General features: G+C 63.2%; 23 protein-coding genes. 7 read left to right on the forward strand and 16 right to left on the reverse strand.

Features of this window, described 5'->3' with window-relative positions:
* Positions 1-132: 132 nt before the first annotated feature.
* Positions 133-765, reverse strand: a complete 633-nt coding sequence (locus tag IEJ03_RS07450; RefSeq protein ID WP_192037007.1) for an XRE family transcriptional regulator — start codon at positions 763-765, stop codon at positions 133-135.
* Positions 766-963: 198 nt separating this feature from the next.
* Positions 964-1,899 carry a histone deacetylase family protein gene (locus tag IEJ03_RS07455; RefSeq protein ID WP_192037008.1) on the reverse strand — a complete coding sequence of 312 codons (936 nt, stop codon included), beginning with the start codon at positions 1,897-1,899 and terminating at the stop codon, positions 964-966.
* Between the two features lie 106 nt (positions 1,900-2,005).
* On the opposite strand from IEJ03_RS07455, the gene IEJ03_RS07460 reads away from it, so the two are divergent.
* From IEJ03_RS07460 to IEJ03_RS07475, 4 genes are all read left to right on the forward strand, one after another.
* Positions 2,006-4,771: a GNAT family N-acetyltransferase gene (locus IEJ03_RS07460; RefSeq protein WP_192037009.1), complete on the forward strand. Its 2,766-nt coding sequence runs from the start codon at positions 2,006-2,008 to the stop codon at positions 4,769-4,771.
* 232 nt (positions 4,772-5,003) lie between these two features.
* Entirely contained in the window at positions 5,004-6,206 is a 1,203-nt protein-coding gene (locus tag IEJ03_RS07465; protein WP_192037010.1) for a glycine betaine/L-proline ABC transporter ATP-binding protein, read from the forward strand.
* A gap of 1 nt (position 6,207) precedes the next feature.
* Positions 6,208-7,047 carry a proline/glycine betaine ABC transporter permease gene (locus tag IEJ03_RS07470; protein ID WP_192037011.1) on the forward strand — a complete coding sequence of 280 codons (840 nt, stop codon included), beginning with the start codon at positions 6,208-6,210 and terminating at the stop codon, positions 7,045-7,047.
* 187 nt (positions 7,048-7,234) lie between these two features.
* On the forward strand, positions 7,235-8,113 hold the full coding sequence (locus tag IEJ03_RS07475; protein ID WP_192037012.1) for a glycine betaine ABC transporter substrate-binding protein: 879 nt from the start codon (positions 7,235-7,237) through the stop codon (positions 8,111-8,113).
* 94 nt (positions 8,114-8,207) lie between these two features.
* On the opposite strand, the gene pdxH is transcribed toward IEJ03_RS07475, so the two are convergent.
* The 7 genes from pdxH to IEJ03_RS07510 form a co-directional block, all read right to left on the reverse strand.
* Complete coding sequence (gene pdxH, locus IEJ03_RS07480) at positions 8,208-8,849, reverse strand: pyridoxamine 5'-phosphate oxidase (RefSeq protein WP_192037013.1); 642 nt, start codon at positions 8,847-8,849, stop codon at positions 8,208-8,210.
* A gap of 90 nt (positions 8,850-8,939) precedes the next feature.
* Positions 8,940-9,287 carry an AzlD domain-containing protein gene (locus tag IEJ03_RS07485; protein WP_242458085.1) on the reverse strand — a complete coding sequence of 116 codons (348 nt, stop codon included), beginning with the start codon at positions 9,285-9,287 and terminating at the stop codon, positions 8,940-8,942.
* Positions 9,284-9,955, reverse strand: coding sequence for an AzlC family ABC transporter permease (locus IEJ03_RS07490; protein ID WP_242458086.1), 672 nt, complete (start codon positions 9,953-9,955; stop codon positions 9,284-9,286). Before IEJ03_RS07490 ends, IEJ03_RS07485 begins: the two co-directional genes overlap by 4 nt.
* A gap of 59 nt (positions 9,956-10,014) precedes the next feature.
* Positions 10,015-10,404, reverse strand: a complete 390-nt coding sequence (locus IEJ03_RS07495) for a DUF2069 domain-containing protein (protein ID WP_192037015.1) — start codon at positions 10,402-10,404, stop codon at positions 10,015-10,017.
* Positions 10,404-11,024 (reverse strand): NAD(P)H:quinone oxidoreductase, encoded by a 621-nt coding sequence (gene wrbA / locus IEJ03_RS07500; RefSeq protein WP_192037016.1) that lies wholly within the window; start codon positions 11,022-11,024, stop codon positions 10,404-10,406. Before wrbA ends, IEJ03_RS07495 begins: the two co-directional genes overlap by 1 nt.
* 32 nt (positions 11,025-11,056) lie before the next feature.
* Positions 11,057-11,404, reverse strand: a complete 348-nt coding sequence (arsC, locus tag IEJ03_RS07505) for an arsenate reductase (glutaredoxin) (RefSeq protein WP_192037017.1) — start codon at positions 11,402-11,404, stop codon at positions 11,057-11,059.
* Between the two features lie 160 nt (positions 11,405-11,564).
* A complete protein-coding gene (locus IEJ03_RS07510) occupies positions 11,565-11,978 on the reverse strand; it encodes a gamma-glutamylcyclotransferase family protein (RefSeq protein ID WP_192037018.1) in 414 nt (137 codons plus the stop codon).
* Between the two features lie 125 nt (positions 11,979-12,103).
* Between IEJ03_RS07510 and smrA the strand changes: the two genes are divergently transcribed.
* Positions 12,104-12,688 (forward strand): DNA endonuclease SmrA, encoded by a 585-nt coding sequence (smrA, locus tag IEJ03_RS07515; RefSeq protein WP_202884397.1) that lies wholly within the window; start codon positions 12,104-12,106, stop codon positions 12,686-12,688.
* Positions 12,689-12,802: 114 nt separating this feature from the next.
* On the opposite strand, the gene IEJ03_RS07520 is transcribed toward smrA, so the two are convergent.
* The 6 genes from IEJ03_RS07520 to metH all read right to left on the reverse strand — a co-directional run bounded on the left by IEJ03_RS07520 (position 12,803) and on the right by metH (position 23,367).
* Positions 12,803-13,321, reverse strand: coding sequence for a DUF934 domain-containing protein (locus IEJ03_RS07520; RefSeq protein ID WP_192037019.1), 519 nt, complete (start codon positions 13,319-13,321; stop codon positions 12,803-12,805).
* Positions 13,314-14,966 (reverse strand): nitrite/sulfite reductase, encoded by a 1,653-nt coding sequence (locus IEJ03_RS07525; RefSeq protein WP_192037020.1) that lies wholly within the window; start codon positions 14,964-14,966, stop codon positions 13,314-13,316. The genes IEJ03_RS07520 and IEJ03_RS07525 overlap by 8 nt, the downstream gene beginning before the upstream one ends.
* A 118-nt stretch (positions 14,967-15,084) precedes the next feature.
* Complete coding sequence (locus IEJ03_RS07530) at positions 15,085-17,076, reverse strand: bifunctional diguanylate cyclase/phosphodiesterase (RefSeq protein WP_192037021.1); 1,992 nt, start codon at positions 17,074-17,076, stop codon at positions 15,085-15,087.
* Positions 17,073-18,146: an ABC transporter substrate-binding protein gene (locus tag IEJ03_RS07535; protein WP_192037022.1), complete on the reverse strand. Its 1,074-nt coding sequence runs from the start codon at positions 18,144-18,146 to the stop codon at positions 17,073-17,075. Before IEJ03_RS07535 ends, IEJ03_RS07530 begins: the two co-directional genes overlap by 4 nt.
* Positions 18,147-18,232: 86 nt before the next feature.
* Positions 18,233-19,552 carry an MATE family efflux transporter gene (locus tag IEJ03_RS07540; RefSeq protein WP_192037023.1) on the reverse strand — a complete coding sequence of 440 codons (1,320 nt, stop codon included), beginning with the start codon at positions 19,550-19,552 and terminating at the stop codon, positions 18,233-18,235.
* A gap of 95 nt (positions 19,553-19,647) precedes the next feature.
* Positions 19,648-23,367, reverse strand: coding sequence for a methionine synthase (gene metH, locus IEJ03_RS07545; RefSeq protein ID WP_192037024.1), 3,720 nt, complete (start codon positions 23,365-23,367; stop codon positions 19,648-19,650).
* A gap of 222 nt (positions 23,368-23,589) precedes the next feature.
* Here metH and nfuA point away from each other — a divergent pair, with 222 nt between their 5' ends.
* Entirely contained in the window at positions 23,590-24,180 is a 591-nt protein-coding gene (gene nfuA, locus IEJ03_RS07550; RefSeq protein ID WP_192037025.1) for a Fe-S biogenesis protein NfuA, read from the forward strand.
* 133 nt (positions 24,181-24,313) lie between these two features.
* Here nfuA and IEJ03_RS07555 read toward each other — a convergent pair whose 3' ends face one another.
* The gene (locus IEJ03_RS07555) at positions 24,314-25,279 is read right to left on the reverse strand and encodes a DNA-binding protein (RefSeq protein WP_192037026.1); all 966 of its coding nucleotides are present in this window, start codon (positions 25,277-25,279) and stop codon (positions 24,314-24,316) included.
* A gap of 288 nt (positions 25,280-25,567) precedes the next feature.
* On the opposite strand from IEJ03_RS07555, the gene IEJ03_RS07560 reads away from it, so the two are divergent.
* On the forward strand, positions 25,568-26,851 hold the full coding sequence (locus tag IEJ03_RS07560) for a site-specific integrase (RefSeq protein WP_192037027.1): 1,284 nt from the start codon (positions 25,568-25,570) through the stop codon (positions 26,849-26,851).

Raw genomic sequence — 26,851 nt, forward strand, 5'->3', positions numbered from 1 at the left:
TACGCCTGCAGACGTCTCGCTTTTCTCATGGTGAAAGAAAGCCCCGGCGCATGCTGCGCCAGGGCTTTTTATTGTCGCGTTATCGGTTGCGACCGGATGAGCGCCTGGTTGGCGACATCATATGAGGCAGGTTCAGCTGGGTTTACCGCGGGTACAGACGGACAGGACCACCGCATCGTCGTCGCTGACCGAGACCAGCGCATGCCCCATGTCGCTGTCGAAATAGATGCTGTCGCCGTGCTCGAGGCGCAATGGCTCGTAGAACTCGGTGTAGAGCAGAATCGCGCCCTCGAGCACAATCAGGAATTCCTCGCCGTCGTGGCGTACCCATTCACTGAACTCACTGAAGGCGCGGGCCCGCACGATGGTCTTGAAGGGAATCATGTGCTTCTGGGCCAGCTGACAGGAGAGCAGCTCATGCTCGTAGGTCGGGGTCGGGTGTTGCTGGCCCTCTCCAGTACGGGTCAGGTCGCGTCGTCCGAGGGTACGGCTCTGGGGCTTGGGCTGGCTCAGCAGCTGCGGCAGGTCGATATCGAGCCCGTTGATCAGCTTCTGTACCGCGGTGAAGGTAGGGGAGATGTGATCATTTTCGATCTTGGACAGCGTGGAGCGAGCCAGTCCAGTGCGCTTGCTGACGTCTTCCAGGGTCCAGTGGTTGGAAAGCCTGATTTCCTTGAGGCGTTCCCCGAGCTGCAGGGGCTCGACGAAGGCCTTGCGGCCGGAGGCAATTTGCAGGGCGGCGGTTTGATCGTTGTTCGCGCTCATCGGTTTTTCACTATCGGAAACTTAGTTTCCGCAAGGCTATCACATCACGCCCTGCACGGAGGGCGCTTTTTTGCGCCTTGATGCTGCCCATTGGCGACCATTCCTCGTCGCAGTGCAAGGTGCGCGGTGGGTACCACGGGACGACTTTTCCCTGGGGCTTGAAACATGTACACGAGCCTGTCGGGCTTGGGCGGTCGTTCAGTCCTCGAAGGGCAAGCCGAGCAGGGCACTGACGTGAGCCTCGGCACAGCGCCCGAGCGCCTCCATGTCGTAGCCGCCTTCGAGCACCGAGACCAGCCGGTTGTCGGCATACAGGGCGGCGATGTCCAGGGCCAGTTGCGTCACCCAATGGAAATCGTCGGCCTCGAGGCAGAGATCGGCCATGGGATCGCAGCGGTGGGCATCGAAGCCGGCAGAGACCAGCACCAGGTCGGGCTTGAAGGCATGCAGGGCGGGCAGCCAGTCGTCTTCCACGGCACGCCTGAACGCCGGGCCGTCGGTGCCGGCGGGAAGCGGAGTGTCGATGATGTTATGCCACTGACTGCGCAGATAGCGCCAGGGATAGAAGGGATACTGAAAGCTGGAGCATACCAGCACGTTGGGATGGTCCTTGAAAATGTCCACGGTGCCATTGCACTGGTGTACGTCGAAGTCGAGGATCGCGACCCGCTCGGCGCCATGCTGGGCGATGGCGTGGGCGGCACCCACGGCGATGTTGTTGAGAAAACAGAAGCCCATGGCATCGCTGGCCTCGGCGTGATGACCGGGAGGTCGCACGGCACAGAAGACATTGTCGGCCTGTCCGCGATACACCTGGTCCACCCCGCGTACCACGGCACCCGCAGCCACTCGGGCGGCCTCCATGCTGGCGGGGTTCATCAGGGTATCGCCATCGAGCATCGTGAGCCCTTCCTCGGGCACGCAGCGGTCGAGAGACGCCAAGTGTCGCGCAGGATGAACGCGCTCGATCTGTTCCGCGGTGGCAGGCTTGGCCTCCGATTGCATGGTCTGCTGCAGCACCCCGCTCAGTGAAAGTCGGGCGCGAATGGCGTCCAGGCGCTGCGGGCTCTCGGGATGCTCAGGCCCCATGAAGTGATCATGGCATCGAGGGTGAGTGATATACGAGGTGATCATCGACGGCTCCGCGGTTAATGATGCGACCTTAATCGGCCAGCTTCCTTGCATGACAGTGTCAATAAGTCGTACACAAGGAGACTACACCCACGCGGGAGAAACGGTCTTGGGTACGCGATTTCTGCGCCACTTCTTCGAGCCGCAAAGCCTGGTCGTCATCGGCGCCTCGGAAAAGCCCTACTCCATGGGCGGTCTGGTGATCCAGAACCTCAAGGAGAGCGGCTTTCCGGGCCGGCTCTGGTCGGTCAATACCAAGGGGTACGAGAGTGTCTATGGGGTGCCCTGTGTGACACAGGTCAGCGACCTGCCGGAGCTGCCTGAGCTGGCGGTGATCTGTTCACCGGTGGAGGCGGTGCCGGCCTTGATCGGTGAGCTGGGCGATGCCGGTGTCAGGGCTGCCATGGTCCTGTCCGGAGGCGCCTACCTGGACGATCGGAGCCGTGATGGCGGATCCATCCGCGAGCAGATGCTGCGCGCCGCTCGTCCCTCCGGCATTCGCGTGCTGGGGCCGGAATGCATGGGCGTACTGGTGCCGGGCCGCCGCCTCAATGCGTCCTATGCCGGTCAGCCGGTGAAGGCCGGGCGGGTCGCTTACCTGGGCCAGTCAGGCATGCTGGGCAATGCCATCATCGATTGGGCGGCGGGGCGTGGCATCGGTCTCTCGCACCTGGTGACCCTGGGGGACAGCATCGACGTGCTGTTGCCCGACCTGATGGACTACATCAATCAACATACGGCGGCGCAGGCCATTCTGTTGCACCTGGAGCGGACCCAGGATGCGCAGCACTTGATGACTGCCCTGCGTGAGGCTTCCCGACATCGCCTGGTACTGGCGATCAAGAGTGGCCGAACACCGGCTTCGGCCCTGTCCAGGGTGCCTCCGACCCCGGGGATCGCCAATCGCGACACCGTCTTCGATGCGGCGCTGGCGCGGGCTGGCGTCGTGCGGGTCGATCACTCCGACGAGCTCTTCGATGCCCTGGAGACGCTCTCGCGCATGCGGCCGCTGCGCGGCGAGCGGTTGGCCATCGTTTCCAATGGCCTGGGCCCGGCCATGCTGGCCATCGATCGTCTGATTGGTCAGGGCGGGCGCCTGGCCGACTTCACCGACACCACCCGCGAGGCGCTGGCGCGGGATGATGTGGATATGACTCTGCCGGGTCGCAACCCGGTGGATCTGGGTGGCGGGGCCACCCCCGATCAGATCGTCGAGGCGTTGACGATCGTGGCCGCCGACCCCCAGGTGGATGCTGTCCTGCTGGTGCATGCGCCGACGCGCCTTGCCCCCTCGAAGGCCACCGCGGAGGCGGTGGTCGCCAATCGTCGCCGCTTCAAGCGTAATCTGCTGACCAGTTGGATGGGCCTGGAACAGGCGCTTTCCGCTCGGCACGAGAGCCATCTGGCCGGTATTCCCACCTACATGTCACCGGAAAAGGCGGTCGGCGCCTTCATGCACATGGTCAATTATCGCCGTGTGCAGGCGCTGCTTCAGGAAACGCCGCCTTCGTTACCCTTTGCCACCAGCGCCGCCATCCGCGGGCACTGTCATGAACTGATCGATCAGGCCTTCGAGCAGCAGCGGCGCAGCCTGACCCATGCCGAGACCGCCCAGGTGCTGGGCGCGTACGGCATCGCCACCCCCAAGAGTCGCTATGTTGGCTCACCGGAGGAGGGCGCCGCGGCCGCCCGCGACCTGCTAGGCGCACAGGGTGAGCAAGGGGGCGCTCTGGCACTCAAGGTGGTACATGATCACAACATCGTGCCCTTTCGTTACCGCAGCCACCCCCACAAGCTTTCGGCGGGCCTGTTACAGGACTTGATCACTCCCGGTCAGGTGGGCGAGGGAGTGAACCGGCTTGCGAACAAGGTGCACGAGAAGTTTCCCGACTCGGCCATCCATGAGTATTGCCTGCAGCCGATGCAACGCGGCAAGCATTCCCTGCAACTTTGTGCGGGCATCACCCGAGACGCGGAGTTCGGGCCGGTGGTGGTCTTCGGCGTGGGGGGCTACAAGGTCAACGTGCTGGCCGATCGCCAGGTGGCCTTGCCGCCACTGAACATGACGTTGGCGGCCGATCTGGTGAGTCGCACCCACGCAGCGAAGCTGATCGAGGAACACTCCCGACAGCCCCAGCAGGATGTCGAGACCATCTGTGAACTGCTGGTCAAGCTCTCCCAGATGGCGTCGGACCTGCCACGCCTGAGGGGAATGGAGATCAATCCTCTGCTGCTCAACCGCGATGGCCTGCTGGCCGTGGATTTTGCGTTGGATCTGGGGGCTCCCGCTCGCCACGCCATCATGCCTTATCCTGAGGAGCTTCGTGAGCGAGTCGAGCTGGACGGGATGGACGTCGAGGTGCGTCCGATACGGGCCGAGGATGCGCCTCTGATCACCGGCTTTCACAAGCACCTGTCTGAAGAGAGCATTCGCTTTCGCTACTTCCATCATAAGGCCGACCTCACCAAGCGTGACCTGGCGACCCTTGCCGATATCAATTATGACCGTCAGATGGCATTTATCGCCGTGCGGCTGGATCAGGGGGGGGAGTCGGAGATGCTCGGTGTCGTGAGGGTATGGAACGACCCTGACAATATCCGCACGGAATTCTCGGTGATCATTCGCGATGACCTGCATGGCCAGGGGCTTGGGCGTCTCCTGATGACCAAGATGATCCGCTATTGCCGAGGGGTAGGCACCCTCGAGATGTTCGGCAAGATCATGATCGATAATCAGCCGATGCGCTCGCTGATGAAGCAGCTGGGCTTCCGTCTTCGCTACAACATGGAAGAGCAGGTGGTCGATGCGCTTCTCAGGCTCAACGAACCCGAGACCGACTGGCAGCGCCACCGTCTGGAGTCGCCCCCGGATTGACCCTTGGCCGTGGTGGACGCTTGCTGGCAAATGCCCCTGACCTGATCGTTTGGCGACCGACTTTTATTGAACCGTTGGTTAATCATCAATTGTTCTGATTTGAGGGGCTATCTATAAGTATGTATGATCCGCCGAGTTCAATCACGACAGTCATCCGCCGTGCATAGCCGGAAAGGCCGTTTTGAGCGGCCAGCCAGGGCATGTCGGCATGACATAACAACAGGCAGAGCCGATGAGCGAAACACGACCCGTAAAGATTGAGGTGCGCGGCCTCAGCAAGGTCTTTGGCAATCAGCCGAAGAAGGCGCTCGAGCTGCGTGACCAGGGACTCAAGCGTCCGGAGATCCTCGAGAAGACAGGCCAGACCCTGGGCTTGTCCAATATCGACTTCGATGTCTATGAAGGCGAGTTGCTGGTGATCATGGGGCTTTCCGGGTCAGGCAAGTCGACCCTGATTCGCTGCCTCAATCGCCTGATTGATACCACCGAAGGCAAGATCGTCATCGACGGCGAGAATATTCCGACGCTCAGCACCAAGGAGCTCCTGGAGTGCCGTCGTCGCCACTTCTCAATGGTTTTTCAGAACTTTGCCCTGTTCCCGCATCGCACGGTGCAGCAGAACGCCGAGTATGGCCTGGAAATCCGTGGCATCGACAAGGCCGAGCGTACCGAGACGGCACGCAATGCGCTCAAGCAGGTTGGCCTGGATGGCTGGGAAGATGCCCTGCCCAACCAGCTGTCTGGCGGCATGCAGCAGCGTGTCGGTCTGGCGCGCGCACTAGCCAACGACTCCAGTGTTCTGCTGATGGATGAGGCGTTCTCGGCTCTCGATCCGCTGATCCGCAAGGACATGCAGCAGGAACTGCTCGAGCTGCAGCATCGCATGAAGAAGACCACGGTCTTCATTACCCACGACCTCGATGAAGCCCTCAACATCGGCGATCGCATCATCCTGCTCAAGGACGGTGAGATCGTGCAGATCGGCACGCCAGAAGAGATCCTGACGTCGCCGGCCGACGAATACGTCGAGCGCTTCATCGAGGGCGTGGACATGTCACGCGTCCTCACAGCCCGCAACGCCATGCGACCCGTTCGCGCCACCGCCCGCGAAGACGATGGTCCTCGCACGGTATTGCGCAAGATGAGCGAGAACGGCTTGGACTCGATCTACGTCACCAGCCGCGATCGCAAGCTGATCGGCCTCATCGAAGCCGAGACTGCCGATCAGGCCGTCAAGGACGGCAAGCAGACCATTGAAAGCCTGGTCCACCAGGACTTCCCCAGCGCCTCGCCCGACGAGCCGCTGCATAACCTCTTTGCCATGTTCACTGAACGAAGCTTCCCCATCGCGGTGATCGACGAAGAACGTCGTCTGCTCGGTGTGGTAGTCAAGGGTGCGGTACTGGCCGAACTGGCAGAAGCAGGAGACAACTGAGATGGCGATTGAGATTCCCCGTATCGAACTGGGTGACTGGATCGAATCCGGTCTGAACTACCTGACAAGCAACTATTCTGGCGTCACCCGCGGCATCTCCGCGGTGACCCAGACCGGCATCAACGGCCTCAACGATCTGCTGATGTGGATCCCAGAGTGGGGCCTGATGGGCCTGATCGCGCTGCTGTGCTGGCGCATGGCGGGCATTCGCCTGGGGATCGGCGCGGTGCTGGGTCTTGCCCTGATCTGGAACCTGGATCTGTGGGACCCGATGATCGAGTCGCTGACCCTGGTGGTGATCGCGACCCTGGTCGCGGTGGTGATTGCCATTCCCGTAGGGATTGCCGCAGCACTGTCCGAGCGCCTGTATCGCGTGATCATGCCGGTCCTGGACTTCATGCAGACCATGCCGGCCTTCGTCTACCTGATCCCGGCGATCCCGTTCTTCGGCATCGGCTCGGTATCGGCGATCTTCGCCACGGTGATCTTCTCCATGCCGCCGGCGATCCGCTTCACCACCCTGGGGATTCGTCAGGTGCCCAAGGAGTTGATCGAGGCCGCCGATGCCTTCGGCTCCACGCCTGCGCAGAAGCTTTACAAGGTGCAGCTGCCGTTGTCGCTGCCGACCGTGATGGCTGGCATCAACCAGACCATCATGCTGGCGCTGTCGATGGTCGTGATCGCCGCCATGATCGGGGCCGACGGCCTGGGTAACGAGGTGTGGCGCGCTATCCAGCGCCTGCGTCCGGGTGACGGCTTCGAGGCCGGCATCGCGGTCGTGATCCTGGCCATGCTGCTGGACCGCCTGACCCAGTCTTTCCGCAAGACACGCAAGTCTTGATCATATAAGTCCTGATCATATTGCGTGCGCCCACCATGCCCCGCTTTGCAGGAACCCGGCGTGGTGGGCACTGAGACGCGGTGGAGCCGCGCCTCGCAGGTCCTCGGGCAGATGCTGGCGCCTTCAAGCCAGTCGGTTGTGCGCGGGGTGACCTGCATAACACCAACAAGCAATGGAGAGGTGAAGGATGTTCGATATCAAGACACTGTCACGCGGTGTGCGCCTGGGCGCCATGATGATGGCGGCTGGTTCTGCCGTGGTGGCCGGTCAGGTGCAAGCCGAAGAGAAGGGCACCGTAACCCTCGCCTACGTCGAGTGGGCCTCCGAGGTCGCCTCCACCAATGTGGTGCGCGCCGTGCTGGAAGATCAGGGCTATGACGTCGAGATGTCATCCCTGTCCGCCGCCGCCATGTGGCAGGCCATGTCCTACGGTGACGCTGATGCCATCGTGGCGGCCTGGTTGCCCACTACGCATGCGGACTACTACGACCGCGTCGAAGAGAATGTCGAGGACCTGGGTCCCAACCTGGACGGCACCAAGCTGGGTCTCGTCGTGCCGGCCTACAGCGACATGGAAACGATCGCCGACATCGATGCCAACGCCGAGGCGCTGGATGGACAGATTGTCGGCATCGATCCGGGCGCCGGCCTGATGAGCCTGACCGAAGACGTGATCGATGAGTACGGCCTCGAGGCCGACCTGCGCAGCGGTAGTGGCGCGACCATGACGGCGGCTCTGGCCAGTGCGCTGCAGAACGAGGAAGAGATCGTCGTGACCAGCTGGACGCCGCACTGGATGTTCGCCCGCTGGGATCTCAAGTACCTTGAGGATCCGAAGGGCATCTATGGCGGTGCCGAACAGATCCACACCATCGCCCGCAATGGCCTTCAGGAAGAACTGCCGGGTGCCTATGCGATCCTCGACAACTTCGAGTGGACGCCTGAGCAGATGGGCGAAGTCATGCTCATGAACCAGGAGGACGGCAGCGACCCCTACGAGAATGCTCAGAAGTGGGTTGCCGACAACCAGGACGTGGTGGCGCAGTGGCTGCCTGCCGGTGAGTGATCTCGGCTAGTCCGCATTGGTGAACGCACATCGCCCGGCCACAATGGCCGGGCGATGTCGTTTCAGGCGGGTAGAATGGTGGTCAGGTCGGGGATCAGGGGGCCAGGCGAACCTTGTACCACTCTCCATCGCGAAGCTGATAGCGGATGCGGTCATGTAGCCGGCTAGGCTGCCCCTGCCAGAATTCGATCATCTCCGGCACCAGACGATAGCCACCCCAATGGGCGGGACGGTGAATCTCCTGGCCGTCATAGGCCTGCTCGAAGCGCGCCTGGCGCTCCTCGATCCACTGCCGATCGGGAATCTCGACGCTCTGGGTAGCGACCCAGGCCCCGAGCTGGCTCTCCCGGGGCCGGCTGGCAAAGTACTGATCGGACTCGCTTTCATCGACCTGCTCGACTCGCCCTTCGAGGCGGACCTGACGGCTGAGTGTGGGCCACCAGAACACCAACGCCGCATGGGGAACGGTGGCAAGCTCGCTGCCCTTGTGGCTCTGATAATTGGTGTAGAAGACCATGCCCCGCTCGTCATGTCCCTTGAGCAGCACGATGCGAGCATGGGGGAGCCCCAGGCTATCGACCGTGGCAAGCGTCATGGCATTGCCGTCGACTCCCTCGCTTTCCAGTGCCAGGGTCAGCCACTCCTCGAAGAGTGCATCGGGCGTCTCTGGCGTGCTCTCTTCGCTGAGACTGCCGCCCTCGTAATCGCGCCGGATATCGGCAATGTTCCTTGTCATGGCAATCTCTCCCTCTGGATTTTCTCTATCTTCGCCGTTGCGTGGCGAAGGCTCAACCGTTTGTCGGAGATGTCCCACCAACGTTGTCGGTTAGTCCATCATTTGAATCATGGACATATAGGCGCCGGTCCCGGCCACAATCGACAGCAGGGCGTTATGTCGCCACAGTTGCAGGCCGGCCACGATGAGGCCTGCCAGCAGAATCGGTCCTCCCGTGGCGGTCAGATTGACTGCGCCATTGAGAAAGGGGCGCCAATCACGCATCGCGTAGATGACGAGGATCAGCATCACCGCCGGTGGCAGGTAGCGGCCCAGGTGCAGGATCAGGGGGTGGTCAGCCTGGCGAGACAAGGCAATGAAAGGCAGGACCCGGGTCATGAAGGTGGCCAGGGCGCAAACGGCGATGAAGCACAACAGGGACATGGGCGTCTGGGTCACGATGCCTCCTGATGCCGGCGCAGTGAGGCGTCGAGTCGGTACTGGATCAACAGGATCAGGCTGGCCGCGCCGATGGCCCCGAGTAGCATATGCCGTTCAGGAAGGATGACCAGGGCACCCAGGGCCGTGCACAGAGCGATCAGGAACGGCCGCCATTGCCGTAGTCGCCGTGCCTGCTCGATCGTCAGCACGATGAACAGGGCCGTCAGCACGAATTCGATACCGCGAGTGTCGAACGCCATCTGGCTGCCGATCAGCACACCCGCCAGGCTACCCGACACCCACCACAGCTGGTTCAGCGCACTGAGCCTGAAGGCCTGGGCGTGATCGTGTCCGGTAGTGTTTGCCCGAGCGGTCAGTAGCGAGTAGGTCTCATCGGTCAAGGCGAAGATCAGGTAGGGCTTGCGCCAGCCGGCGCCGGCGAAGGGCCTCAACAGCGAGAGACCGTAGAAGAGATGACGCGAGTTCAGCATCAGCGTCGCTATCGCCACCTCCAGCAGGCCGGCCTGATTGGCCAGCAGGGCCACGGCGAGGAACTGGCCCGCACCCGCATAGATCAGGAGGGACATGGTGAGGGCCCCCCACCAGGGAATCCCTACATCGACTGCCAGGATGCCGAAGGCCGCGCCTAGCGGCAGGTAGCCGAACATGACCGGCAGTGTGGTCACTGCCGCCGAGCGCCAGGGCCCGAGCGAGCCGGCGGATTGGTCCGCTTGGCGAGAGGAGATCATCGCCGCAATTGGCGGCTGCGAAAACGCGCATAGCCCATGCTGGCGACGAACAGCACCAGGGCGGCCATCGCAATCAGCAGCCCCAGCCAGCCGACTCCGGGCAGAATGGCCACGTTCACGCCAATCATGAAGTAAAGCAGGCTGACGAAGCACAGCCAGGCGTGCCCGCGGGGGCGACGTGCGATGAGCGACGGAAGAAAGAGCAGCAAGGGCAGCAAGAACACCAGCGCGGAGCGCAGGTTGCCGTTCTGCTGGTATAGCGTCAGCGCCCAGCTGGCCAGGGCCGCTACCAGAATGCCATAGCTGATCAGCACCAGCCGGCGACTCTTGTGTGTCAATGTATCCAGGCCGTGCTTGTGTTCCCAGCGTTCCATCATCTGTCGCATCAGGACGTCTCGCGCATGGGTTCGAGGGCCAGTGCCAGCCGTCCCAGGCGTCGTCCCTGGGCGACACACAGGCGCCGCTCCTGTTCGTCGAGGGAGCGATTGCTGCGCTGACCGGCCAGGTGAGTGGCCCCGTAGGGGGTGCCGCCGGTGGTGGTGGTGAAGAGGTCGGTCTCGCTGTAGGGCAGACCGGACAGCACCATGCCGTGATGCAGCAGTGGCATTAGCATGGTCATCAGGGTGGTCTCCTGGCCGCCATGCAGGCTCGACGTGGAGGTAAAGGCGCTGGCCGGCTTGTCGATGAGGGCGCCATTCATCCACAGCTCGCTGCTGCTGTCGAGGAAATGCTTGAGCGGGGCCGCCATGTTGCCGAAGCGGGTCGGGCTGCCGATGGCGAGGCCGGCACAGTGCCGAAGGTCATCGAGGCACGCATAGACGGCGCCCTCCGGAGGAATATCCGGATCGACGGCATCACAGGTGGGAGAGACCGCGGGGACAGTGCGCAGCCGCGCATCGAGCCCCGGCAGCGACTCGACGCCAGCGGCGATGGCTTCTGCCATGGCGCGGGTCGCGCCATGGCGAGAATAGAAGAGGATCAGCACATAAGGCGTGGCGGCGCTCATCAAGGCTCCAGGGATCGAGGGGGAAGGGCGGGTCAGGCGGTGGCGATCAAGGACAGCACGGTTTCGGGTGGGCGCCCGATCACGGCTCGATCACCACGGTCGGCGATCGGACGCTGCATCAACTTGGGCGTAGCCACGATGGCGGCAATGACGGCCTGAGGGTCGTCGATATCGATGCTCTGGGATTTCCACTCGGCTTCATTGGTGCGAACCAGGGCCTTGTGGTCGCCCTCGAGGCGGTCGAGCAGGGCCTTGAGCTGGTCGGTATCCAGCGGCGCGTCGAGGTAGCGGTGGACACGGGTCTCGATGCCGGCGTCTTCGAGCAGAGCCAGTGCCTGGCGTGACTTGGAGCAGCGTGGATTGTGGTAGAGAGTGATCACGTCACAAGGGTCCTAGTGATTGGCATTCAAGCAATGGCTAAACATTGTAGGGGGGGCTCGGTTGCCTCACAACCACTCCTGTTAGCCGTCATTGAGCCCATTACTTTATACCGTTATCCTTCTCTCAGTGTATCCGCCAAATCAGAGGAGCTGTCGGAAATCATAGACGTCGATAGACCCAGACCTGTCGCCCATCGCCAAGACGCAAGCGTACCCGTTTGTAGCGATACCCCAGCCGCTCATACCGATCCAGCGCTGCCAGTTCTTCAGCATCGACCTCGAGTACCATACCCTGGACGCTTTGATCCGGTGCGCTCTCCAGGTCGAGCGCCTGTTGGCGAAAGCCGGGCAGACTCGCGGGTTCGGGATCACCAATCCTTCCATAGACGAGCCAGCGAACAGGCGCATGGGTCAAGGTGCCATAGACGAACACCTGATGTTCGCCCGTCTGAATCGGCGGCAGATCAGCCGGTCGTTCATAGGCGAACGGGCTCAGCAGGGTCCACCAGAGATATCCGGCGACGATCGATAGTGTGCCGACGGTGGAGCCGAGGGCAAAGCGGAGAACGCGCATGGTGTATATCTCGGTTGAATTCTTTGTGCCGTGAATGGTTCGCGCCGTCATCCTGTCATGGCATGCTGTTCCTATGCCAACGGGTCGCCAGACCGCACACATCGCCGGATCGGGAGAGGGTCGCCATGCATATGATGGATCGCGAGTTTCGTCGTCAGATGGGCGATGTTCGTCCCCTCGCCAAGGGCAAGGGCCGAGCCGATGTCGGCTCGCGCCCCGCAGGGCCCAACGACGCCCAGGTCGCGCGACGTCAAGCGGCAGAGCAGGACGGTGAGGAGGGCAACTTTCTATCGGATGATTTTGTCGAACTGGTGGGCTCGCATGATCCACTGGATTATCGCCGTGACGGGATTCAGCTCGGGGTGGTCGAGCGTCTGCGCCATGGAGGATATGCACCCGAAGCGCACCTGCACCTGCAGCGTCGGCCTCTGGCCCAGTGTCGTCGCGAGCTGTTCGGCTTTATCCGCGATGCCCATGCACAAGGGCTGCGCTCACTGATGGTGGTGCATGGGCGAGGGCGCGAGGACGACAGTCCCGCCAACATCCTGCGTTCCTATTTGGCCAAGTGGCTCGCCCAGTTCGAGGAAGTGCAGGCCTTTGCCTCGGCGCCGGCATCCCAGGGCGGGCTCGGGGCCACGCTGGTCATGCTGAGAAAGTCTGACCAGGCGAGGGCCAACAACCGGGAGCGTCAGCAGAAGCGTCGTGGCTGAGCGTATCTCATCCCGCCGATTTTTTGGCTTGAAATGCCAGGGCCCGGCATAAGCCGGGCCCTGGGGGTTCCGTCTGTCGAGATGACGGGGCGCTGACCGACGTCGAGAGTCGGGTCAGGGGGAGCTTCCCTCTCGCAGACGGCGCTCGAAGAGGGCCTCCTGAGTGTCCACGCCCGGTTGATAGCTCACGCTGAAGGCGCCCAGGGCACGTAACGCATCGTCGAGCAACTGGTCGTCACGCAGCGCCAGGGCATCGAAGCCACAGCGGCTCATGTAGTAGAGCTGGTCGACCAGCACATCACCGATGGCACGAATTTCGCTCTGGTAGCCGTAGCGCTCACGCAGCAGCCGGGCCAGGGTATAGCCACGCCCGTCGGTGAAGGCGGGAAAGTCGATGGCGATCAGCGGCGCCGCCATCAGCTTCTCGGCAAGCTCGCCATCGAGCTGTGTGTCGCTGGGCAGCCACGGCGCCAGGCCATTGTCTTCTCCGGCATCGAGCCACAGGGCCAGCGGGACGATCACCGGCCGCGACTCCGGCAAGGCTTCGGTATGGCGTGACAGGGACCAGGTGTCGGTTTCCGGCTGGCCCAACTTGAGCAGCGTCTGGGCCGTTGTCAGCTGTTGATCAGGCATAGACCCGCTCCTTGAAAGGTTTGATGCCGATGCGACGGTAGGTGTCGAGGAAGCGTTCGTCTTCATGACGAGATTCGACATAGACGTTAAGCACCTTGTCGATGACGTCAGGGACATCTTCCCGATAGAACGACGGGCCGAGGATCTTGCCAAGAGACGCATCGTCGGTGGAGTTGCCACCCAGCGAGATCTGATAGTACTCCTCGCCTTTCTTGTCGACGCCGAGAATGCCGATATGGCCCACATGGTGGTGACCGCAGGCATTCATGCAGCCAGAAATATTGAGATCCAGTGGCCCCAGGTCATACAGGAAGTCCAGATCCTCGAACCGCTCCTGTAGCGCCTGGGCGATGGGGATCGAGACCGCATTGGCCAGGCCGCAGAAGTCGCCGCCCGGGCAGCAGATGATGTCGTTGAGGGTGCCCACGGTCGGATTGGCCATGCCCAAGTCGTCCAGGGCCTGCCAGAGGGCCTCCAGCTGATCGACGGGCACATCGGAGAGCACCAGGTTCTGCTCGTGGGTGACACGGACCTCGCCGAAACTGAAGCGCTCGGCGAGATCGGCCACGGCATCCATCTGATCGGAGGTCACGTCGCCAGGCGCCAGTTCGCGACGCTTCAGTGACAGGGTGACGGCCTTGTAGCCGGGCACCTTGTGATCGGTCACGTTGTTGGTCACAAAGCGGGCCAGGGCACGATTGTCCTGACGCGTCTGCTCGAAGGCCGCGATGGCCTCGTCACTGACCGGGCGGCGATCGGGCTCCGGGAAGTGTGCCTTGGCGGCCTCCAGGGCGGCGGGTGTCAGGGTCTGAGGGCCATCCTTGAGATGCTCCCACTCGGCGTCGACGCGACGCCGGAATTCCTCGATGCCCAGCGCCTTGACCAGGATCTTGATGCGGGCCTTGAACTTGTTGTCGCGACGGCCGAACTGGTTGTAGACGCGGACACAGGCTTCGAGGTAGGTCAGCAGGTGCTTCCACGGCAGGTCGTCGCGGACCACGTCGCCGATCATCGGCGTGCGGCCCAGGCCACCACCGGCCAGTACTCGCACGCGAACCTCGCCATTGTCGTCGTGCCACAGACGCAGGCCGATGTCGTGTACCTGAATGGCGGCCCGGTCGGCGTCGGCGCCGGTCACCGCGATCTTGAACTTGCGCGGCAGGAAGGCGAATTCGGGATGCAGGGTCGACCACTGACGAATCAGCTCGCACCAGGGACGCGGATCTTCGACCTCGTCGGCGGCGATGCCGGCGAACTGATCGCTGGTGGTATTGCGGATGCAGTTGCCGCTGGTCTGGATGGCATGCATCTGCACCTCGGCCAGCTCGCCGAGGATATCGGGCACGCTCTCGAGGGTCGGCCAGTTGAGCTGCAGGTTCTGCCGCGTACTGAAGTGACCGTATCCCCGGTCATACCGCCGTGCGATGGACGCCAGGCGTCGCAGCTGGTCGCTGGACAGCATCCCGTAGGGGATAGCGATGCGCAGCATCGGCGCGTATTTCTGGATGTAGAGACCGTTCTGCAGGCGCAGCGGGCGGAATTCCTCCTCGCCCAGCCGGCCATCGAGGTGGCGGGTCATCTGGTCACGGAACTGGGTGACCCGCTCGTCGACGAGGGTCTGGTCGTAGTTGTCGTACCGATACATTCAGTCGTGTCCTGCTGGTCAGGGCGTGATGAAGGAGCATGCCGTTAGGGGGCGACGATACTCCTAACCGTATATTCTATGAAAGAATAAATGTTCATAGATTTTAATTAAAGAGTTATTAGCAGCGCACGGCCGGTGATGCGACCAGCGTCTCACTGCTCGATAGGCGTTCCAACAGGGTCTGCGCCGGCATGGGGCGGGCATAGTGAAAGCCTTGCTGATGCTCGGCACCGAGTTGGCGGCAATAGCTGGCCTGGTCGTCGGTCTCCACGCCTTCGATCGTTACCTGAAGCCCGAGGGCATGGCCCATCTCGACCATGGCATTGACCAGCTTTCCCTGTTGTTGATCGGTTGTGGCGTCGACCATGAAGCTGCGGTCGATCTTGATGATGTCGAAGGCGTGGCGCTGCAGATAGCCCAGCGAGGAGAAGCCGGTGCCGAAGTCGTCGATGGCCAGCCGGCAGCCCAGGCGATGAAGGGCCGCGAAGACCTCGAGCACGGTCTCGCTGGGTTCAAGCATCAGGTGCTCGGTCACCTCGATGATGATGCGTTCGGGCGCCAGCCCGTGGCGGTGCAGGGCCTCTTCCAGGTGACAGGGCAGGCGGCCCGTATGAATTTCTTGCACCGAGACATTGAAGGAGATGGTCAGCTGCTCCTGTCCGGCGGCGCTGACCTTAGCCAGCCAGGCGAGCCCCTGTTCGATGACCCATTCGTCGATCGCCACGATCACACCGGACTCTTCCGCGGCAGGAATGAAATCAGCGGGTGACAGCATGCCGCGCTCCGGGTGGTGCAGTCTTACCAGGGCTTCGACGCCGATGATGTGCCTTCCGCCCCTGCCCATGATCGGCTGCAAGGCCAGTTCGAGCCCTTCGTGGCTGAGGGCCTGATGCAGGTCGCGCTCAATTGCCGCCATCTGCTCGACCTGCTGCGACGCCACCGCCGGTTGATAGAGTCGATAGTCTCCCCGGGCGCTTTCCTTGCTGCGATACAGCGCCTGCTCGGCTCGTTTGAGGAGCTCTTGCAGCGTCTCGGCATGCTCAGGGTACAGGGCGCCGCCGATGGTCATGGAAAGATACAGCTCCTGGTCGTCGACAACGAAAGGGGCGCGCAGGCGATCCTGTACCTCGCGCACCAGCGCCTGGAGACGGGTCGGGCAGGCATCGGCCACCGCCAGCGCGAATTCGTCACTGCCCAGTCGGACGGGCGGAATGACCAGGTGCTGGGCACCGATGCCTTGCAGCCGCCTCGCCAGCTCGATCAGGACCCGGTTGCCGGTCTCTCGCCCATACCCCAGATTGGTCCAGCGCAGATGGTTGATGTCCAGGTGCAACAGGCCCAGGGGGCGGTCGGGATGACGGTCGATCCAGCACAGGAGTTCGTCATTCATCCCGTATCGATTGCAAAGCCCGGTCAAGGTATCGCGCCTGGCTTGTTGCTGGATCTCTTGTTGGGCGGATTTCAGTTGCAGGGCCAGGGTGTTGAAGGCCTGCAGCGCCTGGCCGACCTCACCGGGGGCCGAGACAGGCTGAGGGGGGAGGGTCTCGCCCCGCCCGACGGCCGCCAGGCGTCGATGGATGGCGGAGAGCGGGGCGACGACGCGGCGACGCAGAAAATACAGACTCCAGCCGGTCACCAGCATCGCCAGCAGGCCGGTGGCCAGCAACGCCGTGAGGGCGGATGTGAGGATCTGCTGAGTGAGTCGCTGGTCGCTGAAGCTCAGGGAGAGCTGTCCGATAGGTCGCTCGACAAAGGCATTGCGGAAGATGATGGGGGTCTTGCGTGTCTCCGATGCCGTGGCCTGATGCCCATCATAGCGTGCCTGTAGCAAGTCACCGCTGCTGTCATGCAGCCGGACACCCACCACATCGGCATCGGCCAGCAGGGTGTCGAGCATGTCACCGATACGCACCGAGTCGAAGTTCCACAGTGGGGATGCCAGCATGGTGGCACCGAGTTCGAGCAGTTGCGTCTTCTTGTGGCCGAGCTCGGCCTCGAACCGCTGTTGCTGTTGCCAGGCGCTGAGCAGACTGCAGACCAGGGTCACCAGGAGAGCGACCGGTACCAGGCGCTTGAGGAAGGCACCGCTAAGACTGGTCTTGGGGGTCATGGGGGATGTGCCTCCAGTTGCTCCAGCACGCCAAGCGGAGAGAAATCATAGGCGCCGTCCCGACGTCGGAAATCTGCGAATTGCACACGAGACCAGTCGGGGCTTGTCAGATAAGGAGAGAACCGCCGGGCGCGTGAGGCATCCAGCGCATCCATCGGAAAGCGTGCCCAGGCATAACGTGGAGGCAAGCGACCGTCGGCATGATCCCGAAGCATGACCATGGCGAAGCCGCCGGCCAGGAAGTGTCCACCATCGGTCAGAACCATCTGGCCACTGGTGACATGGGCCACTCCCTCAGGTGACCAGTTCAGGCCGGCGATGGCCACCTCGGTCCCCGGCTCGATGCCGGCCGCCTCCAGCGCCTGAATGGCTCCGAGCGCCATCGGATCGTTGGCGGCCCAGATGATGCCGGGGCCTTGATCCCGCGTGGCGAGCCAGTCCAGGTAACCCGCGGTCAGCGCTTCGGCCTCTTCGGCATTCCAGTGCGCTGTCAGCACCCGGTCCAGTCGCACCGCCGCGGACCGCTCAAATACATCCAGCATGCCGTGGTTGCGGGCAATGGACGCGGGTGTCAGGGTATCACCGATCAGGGCCAGTGCCGGCACGGGAGCTTCCCGACTCGAAGCGGCCTCGATGAGTCGCCGTGCCATGCGGGCACCGGCATCGTAGTTGTTGGTCTCGATGACGCCGATCCAGTTCGGATACTCGCCGTTGGGGCCTCCCACCGAGTCGAATTGATCGGGAGTCGGGCCGTTGAGCAGCATCAATACCTTGACATCACGTGACTCGGCGGGTGCCAGCAGCGGAATGGCCTGTTGTTCCTCGTTGACCAGTATCAGGTAGTCAGGGGGCTCCTGGGCTTCAATGGCCTGGTGTGCCAGTGCCACCATTCGGGCGCGATCGCGCTGCGCGTAGTGAATGTCGAGCTCGATCGACAGATCCTCGGCGGCCGCCTGCATGGTGTCACTGACCATGACCCAGAAACGCTCCTGGTCGTGGCCGGGATTGATGAAGGTCACCTTCAGGGCATGCGTTTCTGCCAGGGCAGGCCCACCTGTCCCGATTATCATGAGTGATGCCACCAGATACACCGTGACCCATCGCATGCCGACCGCGCTCCGCCATTGAAGTTGCTGGGATTGTGACCCTACTGGGACTAGATGGCCAGCCGCTGCCAATGCCGACGCTGCCATATCAGCGCAAAGCCGAGCGAATTCAGGCAGCGATAGCCGAGCTGCACCCACCAGATGCCCAGCAACCCGTACTCCAACGATACGCCGACCCACCAGGCCAGGGGCAGGAAGACCAACCACTGAGTGGTCAGGGTGATCGTCATGACGGTGCGATGGGCGCCCGCGCCAAGCAAGGCTTGCCCCAGCACCAGGGCGCAAGCATCCAATACGATCATGATCGCGGTCAGCTGCAACGGCAGATGGCCCAGAGCCACCAGGGCAGGGTCGTGCAGGAAGAGCTCGAGCACCCGATCCGGAAACGCCAGCATCGGCAAGGCGAGCGCCGCCAGGCAGGCCCAGGCAATGCGCACGACGTCCCAGCCCCAGCGATGGGCCTCGCGATTGGACTGCTGCCCCATGGCCTGACCGACCAGGCTCATGGCCGCCAGTCCGAGGCCGACACCGGGCAGGATCAACAGCAGCGAAAGGTTCACCAGTACATGCCCCACCGCCACACTGGCGGTGTTCAGCTGACCGAGGATCCAGAACAGCACGGCATAGCCGCCGGCGAACCACAACTGCTGGAAGGAGTGGGGCGTCGCCAGGCGCAGGGTGGTCACGAGGGTGGTGAGGCTGGGGCGGCCGCCAATCGGATCGGCATGGCGATAGGAGTAGGCGGCCCACAGGATCAGCCCCAGCAGCAGCGAGAGGCTGGTTCCCGCCCCGGCCCCGGCGGCTCCGAGCCTGGGCAGGCCGGCGTGGCCGAAGATCAGGCCGATGCTCACCAGCACGTTCACCAGATGCATGATCAGGATGATGCGCAGGTAGATGCCGGTCTGCTGCACGCCGTTCCAGTAGCCACGGAAGCAGAAGATCATGGCGATCGGTACCAGCGAGACCGCGCGCCAGCGAAAGTACTCGACCGCTTGCGCATGAACGCCTGCGTCCGGGTTGATCAGGCCCAGAATGGCCGGTGCCTGCCACAGACTCAACGCCGTCAGGGGCAGGGCCAGCGCGAGCGCGATGGTCAGGCCGGCGGACAGGGCGTCGGTCCGGCTGCTCCAGGCCTGCTCGCCGTGACGCCTGGCCGTCTGCGCCTGCACACCCGACGAAAGACCGAATACCAGGGCGGTGATCATGAACATCGCATAGCCACCGATGCCGACCCCGGCCAGCGCCGTCTCGCCCAGTGAACCGACCAGGGCGGCATCGATCAGGTTCAGCAGGCTTTGCGAGAGCATGCCGCCGATGATCGGCAGCGCCAGCTTGAGGATGGTGTTTCGTCGCGCGGGTTCAGGCAGCATGCCGTCTTCCAGTCAAATCATGGCGCCCACCGGAGGGTGGGCGCCACGCTAGATCGTGAGGGCCGGGTATCGGCGTGATGTTCGCCGTCTCGCCGTCAGCTCGGGTCGTAGGAGAGCACCGGCGACAGCCAGCGCTCCATCTCGCCAAGCGGCAGGTCCTTGCGGCTGGCCAGGGACTCGACCTGATCACGGGTGATCTTGCCGGTGGAGAAGTACTTCGACTGGGGGTGGGCAAAGTACCAGCCGGAGACCGCCGCCGCCGGCCACATGGCAAAGCTCTCGGTCAGCGTAAGACCGCTGTGCTTCTCGGCCTCCAGCAGCCGGAACAGGGTGGCCTTCTCGGTGTGGTCCGGGCAGGCCGGGTAGCCCGGCGCCGGCCGAATGCCCTGGTACTTCTCGGCAATCAGCGCCTCATTATCGAGCGACTCCTCTGGCACATAGCCCCAGAACTCCTTGCGGACTCGCTCGTGCATGCGCTCGGCGAAGGCCTCGGCGAGACGGTCGGTCAGGGCCTGGACCATGATGGCATTGTAATCGTCGCCGGCGGCCTCATAGCGCTTGCTCAGCTCGTCCACGCCATGCCCGGTGGTGACCGCGAAGCCGCCGATCCAGTCCGGGATGCCGCTTTCCTCTCCGTTCGCGTCATAACGGGGCGCGATGAAGTCGGCAAGGCTATAGCAGATGCCATCGCGATTCTTGGTGGTCTGCTGGCGAATGTGGTGCAGGCGCTCGATGACCTCGCTACGCGACTCATCGGCATAGACCTCGATGACGTCATCCTCGACGCTGTTAGCGGGCCAGATGCCGATCACGCCCCGCGCCGTGATGTGCCCCTCGTCGAGCAGCTTGGCCAGCATCGCCTTGGCATCGGCAAAGAGGTTGCGGGCGGCTTCGCCCACCACCTTGTCGTCGAGGATCTTGGGGTACTTGCCGGCCAGCTGCCAGCTCATGAAGAAGGGCGTCCAATCGATGCGCTCGATCAGCTCCTCGAGGTCATAGTCGTCGAAGACCTTGAGGCCGGTGAAGCTGGGCGCCTTCGGCGGCTGGGCGGCCCAGTTGGTCGTGAAGCGACGCTCACGGGCCTGCTCGTAGCTCAGGTCGGCGGCCTTGGGGCGACGCTTGGCGTTGCGCTCTCGTACCACCTCGTATTCGGCCCGCAGGTCGGCGGTGTAGGCCGGCTTGAGCTCCGGCGAGAGCAGCCGCGAGGCCACGCCGACCGCCCGGGAGGCATCGGTGACATAGACCACCGGATGTTCGTACTGGGGTTCGATCTTGACCGCGGTATGGGCCTTTGAGGTGGTGGCACCGCCGATCAGCAGCGGGAGGTCGAAGCCCTGGCGCTGCATTTCCTTGGCCACGTGGACCATCTCATCCAGTGACGGGGTGATCAGCCCGGACAGGCCGATGATGTCGGCATTCTCCTCGCGGGCGGTCTGCAGGATCTTCTCGGCCGGCACCATCACACCGAGATCGATGACCTCGTAGTTGTTGCATTGCAGGACCACGCCGACGATGTTCTTGCCGATGTCATGGACGTCGCCCTTGACCGTGGCCATCACGATCTTGCCCTTGGCCTGAGTCTCGCCGCTCTTTTCGGCCTCGATGTAGGGGATCAGATAGGCCACCGCCTGCTTCATGACCCGTGCCGACTTGACCACCTGGGGCAGGAACATCTTGCCGGCCCCGAACAGGTCGCCGACCACGTTCATGCCATCCATCAGCGGGCCTTCGATGACCTCGATGGGGCGGGTCGCCCGCTGTCGGGCCAGCTCGGTGTCGTCCTCGATGTAGGCGGTGATGCCCTTGACCAGCGCATGCTCGATGCGCTTCTCGACCTCCCAGGAGCGCCACTCGAGGTCTTCCTTCTTGGCCGCGCCACTGCCGTCGCCCTTGAACTTGTCGGCGATATCCAACAGCCGCTCGGTGGCATCGTCGCGGCGGTTGTTGACCACGTCCTCGACTGCCTCGCGCAGCTCTTCCGGCAGGTCGTCATAGACCGCTAGCTGACCCGCATTGACGATGCCCATGCTCAGGCCGGCGCGAATGGCGTGATAGAGGAACACCGAGTGGATGGCTTCGCGCACCGGGTTGTTGCCACGAAACGAGAAGGAGACATTGGACACGCCGCCGGAGACCAGCGCATGGGGCAGGTGCTCGCGGATCCACTGGGTGGCCTGGATGAAGTCCACCCCGTAGTTGTTGTGTTCTTCGATGCCGGTGGCGATGGCGAAGATGTTGGGGTCGAAGATGATGTCTTCCGGCGGGAAGCCGATCTCGTCGACCAGCAGGCGGTAGGCGCGCTCGCAGATCTCGGTCTTGCGGGCGAAGGTGTCGGCCTGGCCCTGCTCGTCGAAGGCCATTACCACCACGGCGGCGCCGTAGCGCATGCACTTGGTCGCCTGCTCGCGGAAGGCGTCCTCGCCTTCCTTCATGGAGATGGAATTGACCACCGCCTTGCCCTGTACGCACTTGAGGCCGGCCTCGATGATCTCCCACTTGGAGGAGTCGATCATGATCGGCACCCGCGAGATGTCGGGCTCCCCGGCGATCAGGTTGAGGAAACGCACCATGGCTTCCTCGGACTCGAGCATGCCCTCGTCCATGTTGATGTCGATGATCTGGGCGCCGTTTTCGACCTGCTCCAGCGCGACCTCGAGGGCGGTGGTGTAATCCTCTTCCTTGATCAGCCGCTTGAAGCGGGCCGAGCCGGTGACGTTGGTACGCTCGCCGACATTGACGAACAGCGAGTCGGCGCTGATGTTGAAGGGCTCGAGACCGGACAGCCGACAGGCGATCGGCCGTTCCGGCACCTGGCGAGGCGCCATGTCACGAACCGCGTCGGCGATGGCCTTGATATGCTCAGGCGTGCTGCCGCAGCAGCCGCCGATGATGTTGACCAGGCCGCTGCTCGCGAACTCGGCGACGATCGCCGCCATTTCCTCGGGGGTCTGGTCATACTCGCCAAACTCGTTGGGCAGGCCGGCGTTGGGGTGCGCCGAGACGAAGGTATCGGCCTTGTTCGACAACTCCTCCAGATAGGGGCGCAGTTCCTCGGCCCCCAGCGCACAATTGAGGCCTACCGATAGCGGGGCGGCATGGCGAACCGAGTTCCAGAAGGCTTCGGTGGTCTGCCCGGACAGGGTGCGCCCCGAGGCGTCGGTGATGGTGCCGGAGATCATCACCGGCAGGCGCGTGCCCCGTGCCTCGAACAGCTCCTCGAGCGCGTAGATCGCCGCCTTGGCGTTCAAGGTGTCGAAGATGGTCTCGATCAGGATCAGATCCGAGCCACCCTCGATCAGAGCCTCGGCGGCCTCGTAATAGTTCTCGCGCAGCTCGTCGAAGGTGACGTTGCGCTTGGCCGGGTCGTTGACGTCCGGTGACAGCGAGGCGGTGCGGGAGGTCGGGCCGAGGACGCCGGCGACATAGCGGGGAATGCCCGTCTCGGCGCCCACGGCGTCACATATCTCGCGCGCCAGGCGTGCCGATTCCCGGTTGAGTTCGGGAACCAGCGCCTCCATGCCGTAGTCGGCCTGGGACAGGCGGGTGCTGTTGAAGGTGTTGGATTCGATGATCTCGGCGCCGGCTTCCAGGTAATCGCGGTGGATACGCGTCACCAGGTCCGGACAGGTCAGCGCCAGCAGGTCATTGTTGCCCTTCAGGTCCGAGGGCCAGTCGATGAACCGCTCGCCACGAAAATCGGCCTCACTCAGGTCGGCATTCTGCAGCATGGTACCCATGCCGCCGTCGAGAATCAGGATGCGTGAGGCAAGGCGTTCGGCGAGGGTGGCAGTGACGGGGGTCGGGGTAGCGGCCATGATTCGGGGCGGTCTCCAGCGTGGGTCGCATCTTGTACTGTGACGAGCGGGTTTGATGCCAGGGCTCGGTTTTGCGCGATAGCTTATCAGAAAGGCGGTGGCGACGGGCAGCGGTAGGCGGGCCGGGTGCAAGCCTGAGTATTTCACTCGGGATTGTTTCGCTTCTCACTTTTCCTTAACATGAGAAGCAAATTCGACCTCTCGAATCAGGACCATCGCCCCATGAGCCAGAGCATTCAGATCACCGACAGTGCCCAGGACTACCTCGCCGAACTGCTCGAAAAGCAGAACGTCGAGGGCATTGCGGTTCGCATCTTCATCACCCAGCCGGGTACGCCCTACGCAGAGACCTGCCTGGCTTACTCCCGTCCGGGCGAGGAAGAGCCCAGCGACGAGAAGCTCGCCCTCGACAAGATCACGGTCTTTCTCGACAAGAACAGCCTGCCGTTTCTCGATGAGGCCGTTGTCGACTTCAATGCCGACCGCATGGGCGGCCAGCTGACCATCAAGGCGCCCAACGCCAAGATGCCCAAGGTCAACGCCGACAGCCCGCTTGAGGATCGCGTCAACTACGTGCTCTACAGCGAGATCAACCCGGGGCTCGCCGCCCACGGTGGCGAAATCAAGCTGATGCAGCTGACCGAAGATAACGTGGCCGTGCTGGCCTTCGGTGGCGGTTGCCAGGGCTGCGCAGCGGTCGATCTGACCCTCAAGGAAGGCGTCGAAAAGACGCTGTTGGAGCGTATCCCCGAGCTCGCCGGCATTCGCGACATCACCGACCATACCGACACCAGCCAGGCTTACTATCGCTGATGCGATGTCGTCGATAGTGCATCGCTGACCGGGCGACAGCCCCTTCAGCTTTATCCCAAGACGGGCGCCCATGGGCGCCCGTCTTGCGTTGGGTCGTCGGGAGGTGTTCGCCGGTCGCTATGTCGCTGGTTGTTCAGTAGACGAAGGGCGGCAGGGGCGTGTTGGCGAGTCGCGCTTCGGTCTCAAGCAGGCGCTTCTTGAGCGCCGCGACTTCCTCATCTTTTTCCTCGAGCCGTTGCGATAGGCGTTCCTGCATGCGCTGGCGATCCCTGTCTTGCTCCTTGCGCTGTTCGAGTTCCCAGTGCGCTTCGCGATTCTGCTGGCGGTAATCGGCCAGCTGCGTGCGCTGTTCCTGCAACTGCTTGTCGAGGCTTTCGTTTCGGGACTCAAGTTGCGCCTGTCGGGCGCCATGCTGCTTATCAGCGGTATGGCGCTCCTGTCGGGCATCGTCCAGCAGGCTCATCAGGCGGGCCTCGGCGGCTTCATTGCGCTGCTCTTCTTGATGAAGACGCTTCTGGTGCTCGGCATCACGAGTGGCCAGTTCTTCCTGCTGTTGCGTTGCCAGCGCCTCATTGCGCTCCTGCAGTCGCGCGAGCTCCTTCTCGAGTTGCTGAACCCGCTGCAGGGCTTTGGCCTCGCGATTGGACAGGGTGTCGCGCTCGGCCTGACAGCTGGCCAGGGTGGCGCTTTGTTCTTCCAGGCGTGTCTGTGCCTTGGCCAGGTGATCGGCGACCGCAGATTCTCGTTGACCGGCATCTTCCGCACGCCGCTCGCTCTCTTTTGCAGCTTCTAGGGCATCGGCGACCCGCTGTTCGGCCTCCTGGCGATATAGCGCCAGGCTTTCATTGGCGGTTTCCTGGGCCTGGCGCCACAGCTCCAGCGTCAGCGTCTGCAAGGTCTCGGGCAGCTCCTGAGACGGCGGCTGATCTCGATTCTCCTCACGTTCTATACGCCACTGACGCAGATGTTCGCTGATGGTGGTGAAGCTGCCGGTCCCCAGCACCTCGCGGATCCGTTGAACACTAGGCGCATCCCCGCGGCTCATCAGCGTATGCACCGCCCGCTGTACATCCTCGTACTGCACACCGCTTCGCGCCATGTCGCGCCTCTCCTTGATTTGAATCGAGTCTTTGCAAGGGCTTGCCTGCCTGGCCCTGGTCGTCGCCGTGGGCCTCGCGGGCCCTGCCGATAGATTCATCTTAGCGGCATTTGGGGTTCGGATAAAGCATATTACGTAAAACGTATTACGTAATTATATTTATCAAATGGATGATTAATTCATGATTACGCGCCTTATCTTGATTATTAAGCCTTACAGCCGGGATAATCGCCCCGAGGCGCCCGATGGGGGCAACCCACGCACCGGATGGACAAGGACAAGCGAAAGATGCGCCAGTCAGAGGGAGAGTCAGGCGGAGAGGGAGCTGGAGAGAGAGCCGGGCAGATCGGGCCGGCGGAGGAGGCGACCCAGGCGCTGATCGGCGCCCTCGACAGCGGTCTGGCCACGGCGCCGGCCAACCTGATCGATGCTCGGGACGACATTCAGGCGGTAGGCGCCTGGCTCAACGAGTACCGCCAAAGCCCGCAGACCTTTCGCGCCTATCGAAAGGAGGCCGAGCGTCTGTTGCTGTGGCTGTCTGCCGAGGGCGAGCAGGGCAGGGGCGACCGGCTGGACAGTCTGGACCGCGGGCGGCTGGAGGCCTTCGCGCAGTTCCTGGCCGATCCGCGCCCGGCCTCGCGCTGGATCGGCACGGTGCGCAAGCGTCAGCACCCCGGCTGGCGGCCCTTTCGGGGCCCCCTGTCGCCGGCGAGCCGACGCCAGAGCCTGGTCATCCTGCAGGGGCTCTATGGTTATCTGGTCGAGGCGGGTTATTTGACGCGCAATCCGTTTCGGCTGGTGAGGGACAAGCGACGCCTGAGCAACGGCCAGGCACGCATCGAACGCTATCTGGAGCGTCCGGACTGGGACTGGCTATGGCGTCGCCTGGAGCGGCAGTGCGCCGACCTGTATGACGAAGGCGAGGTCGGGAGAGGGAGAGATGCGCGAGCACGGCTCGAGGCCGAGCGGCGTCGTTTCCTGTTCGCCTTCGCCTACCTGCTGGCTCCGCGGATCGCGGAGATGGCGGCGGCGCGGATGGGCGACATCAGGCGCCGCGAGGGGCGCTGGTGGTGGCGGGTGGTCGGCAAGGGTCGCAAGGCCGCCGAGATTCCCGTGCCACCGACGATGATGGAGGCCCTGGCGCGCTGGCGTCTTGTCCGCGGACTGAGTGCACAGCCAAGGCCGGTGGCCGAAGATGAGGCCTTGCCGCTGCTGACGCGCCTGGATGGGCAAACGACGGTCGGTGACAACCTGCTCTATCGCCTGATCACCGGCTACTTTCGAGATGCGGCGGCCGAGATCGAGCAACGCCTGGCGGGAGAGCCTGGCGATGACGCGGGACAGCATGACTGGGCGCGCCTGGCCCGCACGCTCAAGCAAGCGACGCCGCACTGGCTGCGTCATACCGCCATCACCCACCAGGCTCAGGCTGGGGTCGAATTGCGTTTTCTGGCCCGCTCGGCGCGCCATTCGCGCCTCGATACCACCTCGCGCTACCTGCACGCCGAGGACCAGGAGTGGCAGCAACAGATGACGCGGCATGCATTGTCGCTTGCCGAGGAGGAGCCCTAG

This window comes from Halomonas sp. YLGW01 (genome assembly GCF_014840935.1).
Taxonomy (GTDB): domain Bacteria; phylum Pseudomonadota; class Gammaproteobacteria; order Pseudomonadales; family Halomonadaceae; genus Onishia.

What these genes read in the sequence shown, in the direction of transcription:
- IEJ03_RS07450 (WP_192037007.1), bottom strand. Translation starts at nt 765, where the DNA reads ATGAGCGCGAACAACGATCAAACCGCCGCCCTGCAAATTGCCTCCGGC.
- IEJ03_RS07560 (WP_192037027.1), top strand. Translation starts at nt 25,568, where the DNA reads ATGCGCCAGTCAGAGGGAGAGTCAGGCGGAGAGGGAGCTGGAGAGAGA.
- IEJ03_RS07540 (WP_192037023.1), bottom strand. Translation starts at nt 19,552, where the DNA reads ATGCTGCCTGAACCCGCGCGACGAAACACCATCCTCAAGCTGGCGCTG.
- nfuA (WP_192037025.1), top strand. Translation starts at nt 23,590, where the DNA reads ATGAGCCAGAGCATTCAGATCACCGACAGTGCCCAGGACTACCTCGCC.
- IEJ03_RS07555 (WP_192037026.1), bottom strand. Translation starts at nt 25,279, where the DNA reads ATGGCGCGAAGCGGTGTGCAGTACGAGGATGTACAGCGGGCGGTGCAT.
- IEJ03_RS07530 (WP_192037021.1), bottom strand. Translation starts at nt 17,076, where the DNA reads ATGACCCCCAAGACCAGTCTTAGCGGTGCCTTCCTCAAGCGCCTGGTA.
- wrbA (WP_192037016.1), bottom strand. Translation starts at nt 11,024, where the DNA reads ATGAGCGCCGCCACGCCTTATGTGCTGATCCTCTTCTATTCTCGCCAT.
- IEJ03_RS07535 (WP_192037022.1), bottom strand. Translation starts at nt 18,146, where the DNA reads ATGATAATCGGGACAGGTGGGCCTGCCCTGGCAGAAACGCATGCCCTG.
- IEJ03_RS07475 (WP_192037012.1), top strand. Translation starts at nt 7,235, where the DNA reads ATGTTCGATATCAAGACACTGTCACGCGGTGTGCGCCTGGGCGCCATG.
- IEJ03_RS07510 (WP_192037018.1), bottom strand. Translation starts at nt 11,978, where the DNA reads ATGCGCGTTCTCCGCTTTGCCCTCGGCTCCACCGTCGGCACACTATCG.
- IEJ03_RS07525 (WP_192037020.1), bottom strand. Translation starts at nt 14,966, where the DNA reads ATGTATCGGTACGACAACTACGACCAGACCCTCGTCGACGAGCGGGTC.
- IEJ03_RS07495 (WP_192037015.1), bottom strand. Translation starts at nt 10,404, where the DNA reads ATGCGACAGATGATGGAACGCTGGGAACACAAGCACGGCCTGGATACA.
- IEJ03_RS07465 (WP_192037010.1), top strand. Translation starts at nt 5,004, where the DNA reads ATGAGCGAAACACGACCCGTAAAGATTGAGGTGCGCGGCCTCAGCAAG.
- IEJ03_RS07520 (WP_192037019.1), bottom strand. Translation starts at nt 13,321, where the DNA reads ATGCCTGATCAACAGCTGACAACGGCCCAGACGCTGCTCAAGTTGGGC.
- metH (WP_192037024.1), bottom strand. Translation starts at nt 23,367, where the DNA reads ATGGCCGCTACCCCGACCCCCGTCACTGCCACCCTCGCCGAACGCCTT.
- IEJ03_RS07470 (WP_192037011.1), top strand. Translation starts at nt 6,208, where the DNA reads ATGGCGATTGAGATTCCCCGTATCGAACTGGGTGACTGGATCGAATCC.
- pdxH (WP_192037013.1), bottom strand. Translation starts at nt 8,849, where the DNA reads ATGACAAGGAACATTGCCGATATCCGGCGCGATTACGAGGGCGGCAGT.
- smrA (WP_202884397.1), top strand. Translation starts at nt 12,104, where the DNA reads ATGCATATGATGGATCGCGAGTTTCGTCGTCAGATGGGCGATGTTCGT.
- IEJ03_RS07455 (WP_192037008.1), bottom strand. Translation starts at nt 1,899, where the DNA reads ATGATCACCTCGTATATCACTCACCCTCGATGCCATGATCACTTCATG.